This window comes from Sulfurovum xiamenensis, assembly GCF_030347995.1.
Lineage (GTDB): Bacteria > Campylobacterota > Campylobacteria > Campylobacterales > Sulfurovaceae > Sulfurovum > Sulfurovum xiamenensis.
Genome location: NZ_JAQIBC010000010.1, coordinates 23,220 through 36,933 on the forward strand (window position 1 = coordinate 23,220; position 13,714 = coordinate 36,933).

At 40.0% G+C, this 13,714-nt stretch carries 15 protein-coding genes; 12 read left to right on the plus strand and 3 right to left on the minus strand.

Features of this window, described 5'->3' with window-relative positions; genetic code table 11:
- Positions 1-33: 33 nt before the first annotated feature.
- From PF327_RS10295 to PF327_RS10315, 5 genes are all read left to right on the plus strand, one after another.
- On the plus strand, positions 34-555 hold the full coding sequence (locus tag PF327_RS10295; protein ID WP_289402488.1) for a peptidylprolyl isomerase: 522 nt from the start codon (positions 34-36) through the stop codon (positions 553-555).
- A gap of 54 nt (positions 556-609) precedes the next feature.
- On the plus strand, positions 610-2,508 hold the full coding sequence (locus PF327_RS10300) for an NAD(+) synthase (RefSeq protein WP_289402489.1): 1,899 nt from the start codon (positions 610-612) through the stop codon (positions 2,506-2,508).
- Entirely contained in the window at positions 2,505-3,164 is a 660-nt protein-coding gene (locus tag PF327_RS10305; RefSeq protein ID WP_289402491.1) for a DUF502 domain-containing protein, read from the plus strand. The genes PF327_RS10300 and PF327_RS10305 overlap by 4 nt, the downstream gene beginning before the upstream one ends.
- 165 nt (positions 3,165-3,329) lie before the next feature.
- Positions 3,330-3,806, plus strand: a complete 477-nt coding sequence (locus PF327_RS10310) for a hypothetical protein (RefSeq protein WP_289402492.1) — start codon at positions 3,330-3,332, stop codon at positions 3,804-3,806.
- Positions 3,807-4,076: 270 nt separating this feature from the next.
- Positions 4,077-4,295, plus strand: coding sequence for a cold-shock protein (locus PF327_RS10315; RefSeq protein WP_008243291.1), 219 nt, complete (start codon positions 4,077-4,079; stop codon positions 4,293-4,295).
- A gap of 52 nt (positions 4,296-4,347) precedes the next feature.
- Here PF327_RS10315 and PF327_RS10320 read toward each other — a convergent pair whose 3' ends face one another.
- Both PF327_RS10320 and PF327_RS10325 read right to left on the minus strand, forming a co-directional pair.
- Positions 4,348-5,751: a DUF4139 domain-containing protein gene (locus tag PF327_RS10320; protein ID WP_289402494.1), complete on the minus strand. Its 1,404-nt coding sequence runs from the start codon at positions 5,749-5,751 to the stop codon at positions 4,348-4,350.
- A 37-nt stretch (positions 5,752-5,788) separates the two neighbouring features.
- Entirely contained in the window at positions 5,789-6,154 is a 366-nt protein-coding gene (locus PF327_RS10325; RefSeq protein ID WP_289402495.1) for a c-type cytochrome, read from the minus strand.
- Between the two features lie 89 nt (positions 6,155-6,243).
- On the opposite strand from PF327_RS10325, the gene folD reads away from it, so the two are divergent.
- The 7 genes from folD (at position 6,244) to trpB (ending at position 12,674) form a co-directional block, all read left to right on the plus strand.
- Positions 6,244-7,089, plus strand: coding sequence for a bifunctional methylenetetrahydrofolate dehydrogenase/methenyltetrahydrofolate cyclohydrolase FolD (folD, locus tag PF327_RS10330; protein WP_289402496.1), 846 nt, complete (start codon positions 6,244-6,246; stop codon positions 7,087-7,089).
- Positions 7,089-8,060 (plus strand): signal peptidase I, encoded by a 972-nt coding sequence (gene lepB, locus PF327_RS10335; RefSeq protein WP_289402498.1) that lies wholly within the window; start codon positions 7,089-7,091, stop codon positions 8,058-8,060. The genes folD and lepB overlap by 1 nt, the downstream gene beginning before the upstream one ends.
- Before the next feature lie 11 nt (positions 8,061-8,071).
- A complete protein-coding gene (rpiB, locus tag PF327_RS10340; protein ID WP_289402500.1) occupies positions 8,072-8,530 on the plus strand; it encodes a ribose 5-phosphate isomerase B in 459 nt (152 codons plus the stop codon).
- A gap of 386 nt (positions 8,531-8,916) precedes the next feature.
- Positions 8,917-9,495 carry a hypothetical protein gene (locus tag PF327_RS10345; protein WP_289402501.1) on the plus strand — a complete coding sequence of 193 codons (579 nt, stop codon included), beginning with the start codon at positions 8,917-8,919 and terminating at the stop codon, positions 9,493-9,495.
- An 81-nt stretch (positions 9,496-9,576) separates the two neighbouring features.
- Positions 9,577-10,119: an adenine phosphoribosyltransferase gene (locus tag PF327_RS10350; protein WP_289402503.1), complete on the plus strand. Its 543-nt coding sequence runs from the start codon at positions 9,577-9,579 to the stop codon at positions 10,117-10,119.
- Between the two features lie 120 nt (positions 10,120-10,239).
- Positions 10,240-11,340, plus strand: coding sequence for a metallophosphoesterase (locus PF327_RS10355; protein ID WP_289402504.1), 1,101 nt, complete (start codon positions 10,240-10,242; stop codon positions 11,338-11,340).
- Positions 11,341-11,426: 86 nt separating this feature from the next.
- Complete coding sequence (gene trpB / locus PF327_RS10360) at positions 11,427-12,674, plus strand: tryptophan synthase subunit beta (RefSeq protein WP_289402506.1); 1,248 nt, start codon at positions 11,427-11,429, stop codon at positions 12,672-12,674.
- 10 nt (positions 12,675-12,684) lie between these two features.
- On the opposite strand, the gene PF327_RS10365 is transcribed toward trpB, so the two are convergent.
- Positions 12,685-13,626 carry a hypothetical protein gene (locus PF327_RS10365; protein ID WP_289402507.1) on the minus strand — a complete coding sequence of 314 codons (942 nt, stop codon included), beginning with the start codon at positions 13,624-13,626 and terminating at the stop codon, positions 12,685-12,687.
- Positions 13,627-13,714 lie beyond the last annotated feature (88 nt).

Below are 13,714 nucleotides of genomic sequence, written 5' to 3' on the forward strand. Positions count from 1 at the left end.
ATCTAAATTTTAATATATAAGGACTAAACACACATGTTTGGAAGAGAAACAAAAAGATACGATATCGTTGAATCTGTAATGGATACATACAACTACGCTAAATTCACGACTTCTAAAGGAGTGATCTGGGCTAAGCTCTTTAAAGATGATGCACCTAACACCGTTGCAAACTTTGCTCACCTTGCAGAAACAGGATTCTATAATGGCCTCAAATTTCATAGAGTGATCCCTGGATTTATGGCACAAGGTGGTTGCCCACACTCTAAAGATAATCCAGCTATGGCTGGTACAGGTGGTCCAGGCTGGCAGATAGACTGTGAGACTGACACAAGTACGCATCCGCATAGAAGAGGAGTACTCTCTATGGCACATGCAGGACCAAACACAGGTGGAAGCCAGTTCTTCATCACATTCGTTGCGACACCGCACCTTGACGGTGTTCACACTGTATTTGGTGCGATCGACGAAGATGATACTGAGAGTTTCATGGTTCTAGACCAGATTCAACAAAATGATGACATCATCAGTATTGAAGTGGTTGAGTCAAGAGCGTAATTAACTGTTTATCATCCTTGGACTTTTGTCCAGGGATCTACTAAAAGGAACTGTATGTTTGGATATTATAGGGTTGCATCGGCTGTGAATAAGACCATCGTGGGAAATCCTGCAAAAAATGCCGAAGAGATTATCACACTTATCCAAGATGCATACGCTAAAGAGGTTAGTGTCGTTGTATTCCCGGAGCTGACGCTTACAGGATACACTGCCAGTGACCTTTTCCTTAATCAAACACTCATTGCTTCTCAAAATGAGAAACTCGCATATATCTTACAACAAACATCAGATATCCATACCATTGCCATCATAGGCTTAGCACTGCTTGAAGCAGACAGGCTCTACAATTGTGCCGCTGTACTGCAAAACGGAAAGATCCTGGGTATCGTACCTAAAAGCTATCTGCCGAACAAAAAAGAGTTCTATGAAAAACGTCAATTTATCACAGGCAGAGATATCACCAGAACCACCACAGAGCTGTATGGAGAGGAGATACCTTTCGGGGTGGACCTTCTTTTCAGTGATTCAAAAGAGATGACCTTTGGTGTGGAGCTATGTGAAGACCTTTGGGCTGTGACCCCTCCTAGCAACCATATGGCAAACAATGGTGCCAACCTCCTCTTTAACCTGTCAGCAAGTAATGAGCTCATAGGTAAAGCCGAATACCGCGAAGAGCTGGTACGTACACAGAGTGGTCGTTGTATGGCTGCCTATGTCTATGCTTCTGCAGGCGTAGGTGAATCTACCACTGATACCGTTTTTGGAGGACATGCCATCATCTCTGAATATGGTTCTACCTTGGCTCAAAATGAGCGTTTTAGCCTAGAGAACACTCTCATCACAGCGGATGTAGACCTGGAACGTTTACGATGGCTCAGACTCAATGAATCGAGCTACTCTGATGGCAGACGTAAAAAAACACGGATCATCAAAGTGGATAACCTGCCAGAGATCACTACACTAGATCGCAAGATCAACCCAATGCCATTCGTACCTTCACTTTTTGAAGAGAAAAAGCACCGTTGCGACGAGATTGTGCAGATCCAAGCCCATGGCCTCATTAAGCGTATGAGCCATGCACATATCACAAAAGCAGTCATAGGCATCTCTGGGGGACTTGACTCTACACTTGCCCTACTCTCCACGCACAGAGCATTTGAGATCATGGGATGGGACCATACCAATATCATCGCAGTAACCATGCCTGGCTTTGGTACCACAAGCCGTACCAAATCCAATGCGGTCAAACTCTGTGAAGCCCTGGGCGTTACACTAAGAACGATAGATATCACCGATATCTCTCACAAAGAATTTGAAGCCATAGAGCATAACGTCAACGAACACTCTGTGACCTATGAGAATGTGCAGGCACGCGCAAGAACCTCCATACTGATGAACATGGCCAACAAAGAAGGCGGGCTTGTCATCGGTACAGGTGACCTTAGCGAAGTGGCTTTAGGCTGGTCTACCTACAATGGTGACCACATGAGTATGTATGCGATCAATTCCAGTATTCCAAAGACACTCATACAGTATGTGATCGAGTATTTTAAATATGATGAGAGCATAGCTGATGTCATAGACGATATCCTGGATACACCTATAAGCCCTGAACTGCTTCCTCATAAAGAGGATGAAATTGTTCAGGAGACAGAGAGCATTGTCGGTCCTTATGCACTGCATGATTTCTTTCTGTACCATTTCATCAAGTATGGTGCCAAACCGGCGAAAATACGTTTCCTGGCCACTTTAGCCTTTGAAGGAAAATATGATCAAGAGACCATTACAAAATGGCTCAAACTCTTCTTAAAACGTTTCTTCACTCAGCAGTTCAAACGTTCATGTATGCCGGATGGGCCCAAAGTAGGTACCATCTCTTTAAGCCCCAGGGCAGATTGGAAGATGGCCAGTGATGCAGATGTAGAGATCTGGTTAGAGGAGTTAGAGAAATGAGATCCAACAATACGATAAAACACTTCATCAACACGATGATCCAGGGGCTGTTCTGGCTTTTACCGATCGTTGCTACGATCATTATCATTTCATGGCTCTATACCAATATAGAAAATGTATTGGGTAGTATGTTCAGACTAATCGGATTCATGCCTGAAAAGTATCTCTTTTTATGGGAAGCTCTGGCTCTTGTTGTCTTTTTAATTATACTTTATATTCTCGGACATCTTGCACGGACAAAACTTGCAAACCTCTTTGAATACCTCTTTTCCAAAATACCCGGATACACTACGATCAGGGAACTCGTAGGTATTTTCAACTCTTCCAAAAAAGGTAAAAATCAGGTATTGGTCGTAGCGATCAAAGGTTTTGGAAATGAAGGGTACAATATAGGACTAATGTATTCACAAAAAGAGAGTATCATCAAAGACCACTACACCATTACACTCTCCATGTCACCCATACCAAACGGTGGATTTATGTTTGAGATCCATAAAGACAAGATCTATGTCATAGAGAATGCCACATTTGATAACAACCTGCAATACCTGCTCTCTATGGGGGTGAAAAGTTTTGCCGAAATTCTAAGGATTGAACCCAAAAGCATAGATGAATTCACCCCGCTTTGTGAGTGGATCAAAAACAATGAAGGGTAAATGATCTCTTCCTGATAATGATCTTTCATTAGAATAAACAGTATGTAAACAAGAAAGAAACCTGTATAGGGTCTATATACTGCAGATCCCAATGATATTTTTCTTGAAATATCATCCCTTCAAAAATGCTATAATAACTCTAATAGTCTACTGAAAGGATCAAAAATGGAAAAAGAGTTTAAAAAGATCATAGAAGATTCTAAGAAGTCCTTAGAGAAAATTGAAAAGAAGATAGAAACGAAAAGCGATGACTTTACAGAAGAGGTCAATGCATTTTGGATCGATCTGAAAAAACATCTAGCCACGCTTGAAGACAAACTCAAAGAAACGTATGAACACTTTGAAGACCAAGCAGAACTCCAAGGACATTTAGGGATTATGGAGGCTCGCGATCGTGTTGAAAAGATTCAAGAGGCTACACTTGAGTTTAGTGATAAGATTTCAAATAATGCACAAGAGGAGCTGGATATTGTAGCACTAAGAGTACATCTTGCAAAGATGGAGAGTGAAGATTTTTGGGAAGAGAAACAAAAAGAGCTCCTGTATATTTACAGTGATGCTAAAGCAGAAGCCCAAAAAGCAGCCGAAAAAGCTGCCAAAGAACTTAATCATATGATTTTAAAATTAACAGAAATTATATAACTTTCTAAAAAATAATAGATATCAATACGGCTGAAAGTCCCTTTATACCGAATAATATGACGGTAGATACCATAAAATATATTTAAAATAAATATCTTAATTTTAACTAAGCTTATAACTTAAAAAAGAGGCTACAATATAGTTGAAGAAAGATGAGGTTCGAGTTCATCTTTCGCGTGTTAAGTGTTATTGCTAGACCCCGAAAGACTTCTCTCTGATTTTGATTCCGCTTAATTATAAGTGAAAATTATTACCCAAAGGTACAAAAAAATGGCAACATTAGTAAACGGAACTGTTAAATGGTTCAATGATGAAAAAGGTTACGGATTTATTCAACAAGAAAATGGTGGAGACGATGTATTCGTACATTTTCGTCAAGTGAACAACGAAAATGGTGGTCGTGTAACATTGAACGAAGGTCAAGCGGTAACATTTGAAATCGGTGAAGGTCAAAAAGGGCCACAAGCTGAGAACGTAACTGCACTCTAGTAGTGTCTTGCAGGCTTAATGCCTGCAACTTATTCCTCTTTATTTTTCCCTCTTAATACTTCACTTTCAGATCTTTATCGTACGATAATTCAAACAGTACTTCTATTTTTTTCATTTCATGGGGTGCTAACGTAAGTTTTATTTCTATCTGTCCCTCTTTAAGTATGTTGTAGTCAACTTTTTTCTTAGAGTTAATACTTAAAAGTTTTGATGTGATCTCTTCTGTTGTAGATGTAGGTATGCGTTCTATAAGCGTAAGTGTTTTTACCTTGTCAGATTTGTTTGTGATCGAAATCCTATACCCATCCTTCTTCCGTACAGTACCGCCAAATATACCTGTTTCACGTTCCTTATTCACTATGGGCTTGCGTACTATGTTAATATCTTCTTCTACTTTGGTGTAAATGTCGTATCTCCCTTCCCTATACTCTCCTTGTGCCTTTTCGTTGATCAACTCCTGAGAAGAGTTTACTTTCCATTGATTATGCTCTATTTGATATTTTGGTTCAAAAGAACAGACATGAAATGCTTGCGTATTGGTATAAGGATAGGCACGGATTTCACATGAAAGTGGTGCTTTCCATCTCACTACTTTTATCTCCAAAGGTACGCCGGTTGAAGGCAACACAAGTTTATCTATCTTATACTCTCTGGCATCTTCATAAGAGACTGAAGGTGCAGCTCTTTGTTCTGCCATCATCAGCATATCCATTTGTTCTCTTTTTCCCTTAGCCCTTTTAGCTACGAGTGGCATTGGTTCATACTTTCTGACCACCCATGGATAAAAGTGTGTTGGATAGACAGTTTGATGGGCATCACGATAATAGAACATAGCGCTATCTGCTTCAATATCGATACCACTTCTGTTGGTGATAGAGAGGTATTGTGTCACCTCTACTTCTTTTTCATCTTCTATATCGGCTTCATAAGCTGTAGAAAAAGAGACATACCCGTAAGGAAGGGTAAGGTCAAGTTCTTGATCACATCTTTTAACACTCTTTATCGCATGTCTGCTAGGTGCCTGTTTATCAAATGCACTTTCTTTCATTTCTGCTTCTTGACGCAAGCCCTTCTCTTCTTCTAAAAGTCTTGCCTGTGCATTGCCAAGTTCTTTTGCAGACTCGATCAAGAACGTGGCATCTACAGTTGTTGGTTGTGGCAATGATGCAAGTTGTTTTAAAAACTTACTGTTGTGCTGCACAGCTTGCAGCTTTTGCTCTACATTTTTTAAATCCGTCATAACCTGACATAACCTATCATCCGAAGGACAACTGGTCGTTATCTCCATTGGGAGTGTGCTTCCCCCACACCTTGCTTTTAGACCTTTGGAAAAGCCTAGAAAATTGTTTTTTGGTGTAAATGTGTAAAAAGTATTGTCCTGATAGACAGCAAGAGAAGAAGCATAGCTCATGTTTCCACTTAAAAGTAGTATGGCAAGAGAAGTAGTGAATTTCATCGATCATCCTTTCGAGTATAAGAATGATTATAACCAATTATTCCGTACTGTTACTCTCTGTGAATTGTGACAGGTATGCCTGATTTTTTTTCTGTAGATAATCATAGATCGCTTTGACCTCTTCATTGGTCAAATAATAACGGGGCATGACTTTATGATAGGTACTCACTGCTTTGATCATGTCATCGAGTGAGTCTCTACGTATATCTGAACCTTTTAAAGCCTGTTTTCCATGTATATCCCTGTATTCAACAATGATTTGGCCTTCACCGCTTTCTCCATGACATTGTGCACAGCTTACGCCTCTGGGATTCGCATAAAGCATTTCACCATACTCATAGTGTGAAATAAAATCTTCTTCTCCCCATAACATTAAAGGCAGTAATATCAATAATAGTCTCATGATAGTATCAACGTTCACTCCAAACCGGCCAAAACTCTGTTGCCTAAAGTATTTTTGATATAATACAATAAAAAATATAAGGGCACTCTATGCAACTCATCGATGGTAAATCCTTAGCCAAAAAAGTGCAAACTACAGTCGCTACTGAAGTCGCAAAACTCAAACAAGAAAAAAATATCGTTCCAGGACTTGCAGTCATCCTCGTAGGTGATGATCCTGCCAGTCATGCCTATGTTAAAATGAAAGCAAAAGCGTGTGAGAATGTAGGATTTTACTCTATCACACATAACATGCCTGATACGATCAGTCAAGATGAGATCATAGCAACCATAGAGATGATGAACAACAACCCGCGTATAGATGGTATATTGGTGCAGCTTCCCTTACCTAAACAGATCGATACGGACAAGATACTTGAAGTCATAGATCCGAAAAAAGATGTGGATGGTTTCCATGCCTATAATGTTGGACGTTTGGTCACAGGACTTGACAGTTTTGTTGCATGTACGCCACTTGGTGTTATGAAAATGTTTGAAGAGTACGAGATCGACCTCAGAGGTAAAGATGTATGTGTGGTAGGTGCAAGTAACATCGTCGGTAAACCTATGGCTTCCCTTCTTCTTAATGCAGAAGCCACAGTGACCATTACCCACATCCATACCAAGGACCTGAAAGCACATACAAGCAAAGCAGATATCGTTGTTGTAGGTGTAGGTGTTCCTGGGCTTATCAAAGAAGATATGGTGAAAGAAGGTGCTATTGTCATAGATATCGGTATAAACCGTATAGAAGACGGTTCACTCGTAGGTGATGTAGACTTTAAAAATGTAAGTCCAAAATGTTCTTACATTACTCCTGTACCAGGCGGAGTGGGTCCTATGACCATAGCAATGCTTTTGAGCAATACACTGAAGTCAGCGAAAGCCAGAGCATAATGAAAGGTTTTATACAGGCTTCCGGCCGTTTTGCCAGTTCATGGACCGGGACGATCATCATCGTACTTTTTCTCATCTTCTTTGTGGCACAATCTTTTGTAATTCCATCAGGTTCGATGAAAAGAACACAACTGATAGGTGACTTTTTATTTGCCAAGAAGTTTTCCTATGGAATCCCTACCCCTCACTTGCCATGGTTAGAGATCCCTCTTTTACCGGATTTCAACGGGAATGGACATCTTATAGAAGGTCCTAGACCGCAAAGAGAAGATATCGTTATTTTCCGCTATCCAAAAAACCATAAAATACACTATGTCAAGCGTTGTGTTGCTGTAGGCGGAGATGAAATACTCTATGCCAATGAAAAACTGCTTATTCACTTTCATGAAGGTGAAGCATATATGAAAGCAAATTATCCTGCTGATAAACTTGTTTCGCTTCGAAGTAAGCTTTGGGTAGAAAATCCTTATATGTCAAAATATCCGGGTATACAGTATGCACCTGAAGGGGAAAATATCTTTGAGTCTCTTCTAAAATACTATGCATATAATAAAGAGATCGATATGGTACCTGTCTATGTAGATGGTCTTGATACACCTACCTATGAGATCACAGGAAAAGGTGTCAATGCACTCTATGCAAAAGTAGATGAGGACCACTTCTATATGATCGGTGATAACCGTGACAACTCGAATGACAGCCGTTTCTGGGGTGCCGTTCCCTATAAGCTTATCGTAGGAAAGCCTTGGTTGAACTATATGAGTTTAGAACACCGTTCTTATGAGAGTGTGCTTCATGGTGATGAATATGGCAGCGGGAAGGACAATGCAAGACTTAAACGTCTATGCGGTGAAATAGCGATTGATAGTAAAGCGTGTGAAGAGCTCTGGAACAAACAACGATTTACGGTCCGCTGGGGACGTGTAGGAAGACGCATTGAAACGATACAAACAGAACAACCTATAGAGTAAAGGGGAAAGACGTGAAAAAATTTTATATTGCAACAGACCATGCAGGATATGCACTTAAAGCCTATGTTAAAGACTTTGTGAGATCATTAGGACATGAGATCATTGATCTTGGCCCGGACTCTGCAGACAGAGTGGACTACCCCGATTTCGCAAAAAAGTGTGCAGATGCCGTACTTGCTGACAAGGGCAGTTTTGGTATTCTTATTTGTGGTACCGGGATCGGTATCTCTATCGCTGCGAACAAAGTAACTGGTATACGTGCAGCACTTTGCCATGATACCTATACGGCAAAGCTCACAAGACAGCACAATGATGCAAATATCCTTTGCTTTGGCGAACGTGTCGTAGGTAAAGGTGTGATAGAAGATATGATAGAAACGTTTGCTAGCACAGAATTTGAAGGCGGTAGACATACCGGACGTGTCGCAAAGATAGAAAGTGTTTGTGCTTTCGGTTCCGACTTAGGTTAGTATTTACTGCATAGTATCCAAAGGGCTTACTGCCCTATCCTTATTCCTCTCTTCTATAACGTACATATAGACCATTGAAGTCTCTATAGATTTACTAAATCATTGTATATTTTCAAGATCACACTTTTTCTCATACATAGATAATGAGATAAGAAATTGTAATAAATGTATATTTATTCCACAAAAAATACTAAAACAGTCAATACTTAATAATACTTCTTGCAATAGCAAGACATTTTATCATATACTATATAGTATGTACAAAGATTGGCAAGACATATGTTCAGAGTTGTCATATAAGATATAGAAAAACTCATCTAAGACAACCTCTGTAATCATGGATCAAATATGTTATACATTATCAATAAGGGAAAAGGGTAACAACAATGACAAATTGGATGGACGACGCGGAAATCGATTATGTAAAACAAGAAAAAGATAAGATTTTGTATAAAGAACTAGGAGAGAAACTAGAGGATCTGGATAGAGAACATGATCTTGCATTATGGGCACTTAAAGAAGCAAACGACGTAGTAGACGCTCTTTGGGAAAGAAGACAAAAAGTTAAAAGAGAGTTGAGAAATGTTTCTCGAAGACTTAGAGAGAGGACTATGAGTAGAACCATGTATACAATTGATTTCAGGTCAGAAATGGAACTCTACTCTCCAAAGATCGTCTTTGAAAATATACATATCATCTCTGCTATTTTCAGTGACGGGGCAATAAAGATAGAAAGGGCTCTACAGGCAAGGATCAAAGATGAACTTACATGGAATGAGATCTTCTCATATATTGAGCCTATGGAGATCTATGTGATCTTGAAAACCATTATACTCAAAAGATTCTATAAAGATACAGCCTATACGATAGGTGGTAATATGGATGAGGATAAGGTAAAGAACATTGAGAAAAAAGCATTTGAAAAAATGAGAACGATCTCTTTTATAGAAAATATCTACAAATAGGTCTGTACTACATTCGATACAACCTTCAAGCAACTATGCTACAATTAATCCAAAAAAACAGTTTCATCCCAAGGAAATAATATGACACTCACCTCAGAAGATAAAAAAATCATTCTGGACAGTATTAGAGACATCCCAGACTTTCCAAAGCCAGGTATCATCTTTAAAGATATTACTACCCTGCTCTCTACGCCAGATGCTTTTAATACTTTGATGACGCACCTTGAAAATCGTTATGAAAGTTATGACTTGGACTATGTTGCAGGCATCGATGCAAGAGGGTTTATCTTTGGTTCCATTTTGGCTGATAGACTGGGTGTTGGCTTTGTACCTGTTCGAAAAAAAGGAAAACTACCCTATACCACTGTGGCTGAGAAATACAGTCTTGAGTATGGATTTGACGAAGTAGAGATACACATCGATGCTTTTGGAGAAAAAGAAGATCCGAAGGTACTTCTCATAGATGATCTTATTGCTACAGGCGGAACAGCAAAAGCGGCTGCAAACCTCATAGATAAAGTGGGTGCAAATTGTGTAGAGGCATGTTTCATCATGGAGCTTGCCTTCCTCAATGGACGTCAAGGCTTCGATGCCCCTGTCTATTCTGTTTTAGAGATAGATTAGCTTTCATAGTGTGTTCAAGATAAACACACTATGGCAAAGTCCTTTGCATCGACATAGGACACATTTTGTCCAACATAAACAATGTAGTGTATAATGTAGCATCTACTAAAGGTGACCACCATGAGAGTTTATATGTTTTTTTCAATTTTTCTTCTACTTTTCTTCTCAATACATTACCTTTTTTACTCCAGGGTCATCAAAAAGTTCTTGGTATCTGAAGCAGTGAAAAAGAAGTTGACCCTCCTGTTAGGCCTGAACTTTATTTTCAATATACTCTATGTCTTAGGCCGTTATACAGATCTAATCAACACGCCTTTTTATTATCTCTTCTCTCTCTCCATCGGTATCTCTTTTGTGCTTCTTTTATATCTTATTGTTCATGAAGTGCTTAACCTGTTTCATAAAACACTCAGAAGTGTCGACATTTCGAAAAGAAACTTCATTAAGAACAGTGGTGATGCTGCGCTGATCGCACTCTCTACCTCTTATGTCAGTGCCGGTGCCTATGAGGGGATGAAGGAGCCCGTCGTCAATGTAGTGGAGTTTGATCATTTTGATTTTTCTATTATTCAGATCAGTGATTTTCATATAGGAGGCCTGATCGACAGAGATTTTGTTAAAGCCTCTGTCTCTAAGATCAATGCGCTCAAACCGGACATAGTCTTTATAACCGGCGATCTTGTCGATACTGCGCTGGAAGAGATAAAAGAGAGTATCAGAGAACTTGACAATATACGTGCTAAACACGGCATCTACTATATTTTTGGTAATCATGAGTTTTTTCACAATCCCCTGGAGATCATTGAGTTTATCAAAAGCACAAAGATCACACTGTTGCTCAATGAGAATGTAAAGATAGATGCATTAAAGCTCAATGTCGTAGGTGTAACAGACCTTATAGGCTATCGTATGAACCTGCTCGAACCGGATATAGATAAAGCCTTTAAAGGCTGCCATGACACCTATAAGACCATACTCCTGGCCCACCAACCCAAATATATAGAAGAACTTGGAAACTATAGACCTGATCTCATTCTCAGCGGGCATACACACGGTGGACAGATCTGGCCTTTCGGGCATTTGGTCAGACTGCAGCAGCCCTATGTCAAAGGACTGCATAGACTTTCCAATGGCAGCCACCTGTATGTCAATAGCGGTATCGGGTTTTGGGGACCGCCTATGAGACTGGATTCACAAGCCGAGATCGCCTACATTGTTTGATCTCACTCGTCTCATCTGCTCACCATAAGGCAATTTATAACCTCCCATACGATATAATCTGCCTAATTACTATACAAGAGAAACAGATGAACTTACATAAAGAAATATATATCCCTAAACCAAGTCCACATGACCCCGATAATCTAGGGCATTTTGGCAGCCTTGAAAATGGGCAGGTAGGTTTTGGTGGACGTTTTGTGCCTGAAACATTGATGCCGGCACTTGAGAAGCTTCGACTTGACTATGAAGCCGTACGTTTTGATAAAGAGTTTTGGGCAGAAGTGGACCATTACTACAAAAACTACGTAGGTCGTCCCTCTTCGCTCTACTTCGCGGAAAACCTCTCTAAAGAACTTGATGCAAAGATCTACCTAAAGCGTGAAGACCTTAACCATACAGGTGCACATAAGATAAACCACACGGTAGCCCAAGCGATACTTGCAAAGCGACTGGGTAAGAAAAAAGTGATCGCAGAGACCGGTGCAGGTCAACATGGTGTAGCTACAGCTACGGTTGCCGCACTCTTTGGGCTGGAGTGTGAAATATTTATGGGTGCCAAAGATGCTGCACGCCAGGAATTGAACGTTTTCCGTATGAAACTGCTTGGTGCAAAAGTGCATGCCGTTGAATCTGGAAGTAAAACACTCAAAGATGCGATGAATGAGGCCATTAGACACTGGGTGACCAATGCACGTGATACCTACTATATCATCGGTACAGTAGCAGGTCCACACCCTTATCCAATGATGATACGTGACATTCAGTCTATCATAGGATGGGAAGCGAAGCAACAGCTCAATGCAGTGGAAGGATGTCTGCCGGACAAAGTGATCGCCTGCATCGGTGGAGGGTCTAATGCCCTTGGTATTTTCAATCACTTCTTAGAAGATGAAAGCGTAGAGTGTATCGGTATAGAAGCTGGTGGACTAGGACTTGACTCCAAACATGGCTGCTCACTTGCGAAAGGAAGCCCGGGTGTACTTCACGGTCAACTGAGCTACATCCTTCAGGATGAAGATGGTCAGGTACAGGAAGCACATTCCATCTCAGCAGGACTTGACTACCCGGGTATAGGACCGGAGCATTCATTTTTAAAAGATGAAGGTATCGCTAAATATGACTATATAACAGATGATGAAGCCTTGGATGCATTTGTATGGCTTTCTCAGGCAGAGGGTATCATTCCTGCCTTTGAAAGTTCACACGCCATTGCCTACCTTAAAAAGATGAAACCAGATGAGATCAAAGGTAAAACGATCCTGATCAATCTTTCAGGACGTGGTGATAAAGATATGATACAGGCAAAAGATATACTCAAAGACCAGTTTGCCTAAACATCACAACCTATACATCGGTCATATACCTATTGCTGATGACGACAGATAATGGTATCTGCACGAGATAGGAAAACATGATAGGTAGAAGCATTGAAACACCAAAGGTACTTGCCGAAAAGGTAGAAAGCACCAAAGCCAAGGTGATGTATCGTGTAATACTTTGCCAAAATGCTGCTCTCTCCTGCGGTGAGTCCAAATTATAGATCAATTTTGAAACTATCAATACAAGCAGATAGAACACCGCTACTGCAATCAGAGCGATAAAGAAAAGTTCCGGTTCAAAATCATAAATGTCGATCAACTGTTGGGAACTCTGTAAACCGAACAGATAGAATAAAATGATAAAGATACTGATACGGCTGATAAATTTACTGTAAGTTTCGATCCATGTAAGCAATGGTTTTATTAAGAGTACCACCCTGCTTGCCAAGAAAGGTATCACGATTAAAAGTGTGATCACCGGTTCTACAAATCTACTGATAGTGATCTTCTCATCATAGGTCACCCCAAAGTGCCCTGCACTATACGTAGCAAAAAGATGCAACATCAATAATGAGAGTGAAACAAAAACAAGATTAATGAAAAGAAGCAAGAAACCTAAAGAGGTGTCAGCATTGGATCTTTTGATCCAATGCATGACCATACCTCCACCACTCAATACAGCAAGTAAAAACAAGCCTGCAGTAATGCCAAAATCATTCGTTATAAATCCGATAACCAGTGCAAATATCGGTAAAAGCAGATAGTTAATAATAAATCCTTTAAAAAGAACTGACCTATACTCCCATACCAGCATAGTATCTCTTAACTTGAATTTAAAAAGTGATGGCATGATGAGTGTAAGACCTGCAAAGAGGCAAATGTTTTTATCGAAAATAAACCCATCTGTCATATTACCATACATAAAACCCATTAGTGCTCCTGCTATCACAATAACAATTAACAGCATCATCTCTCCTTGCAATCTTTTTACATAGTATACTACAAAAAGTATCTTTAGTCTTTTTAAAAGGGGGCGTCTTGTTTATTCTCATAAC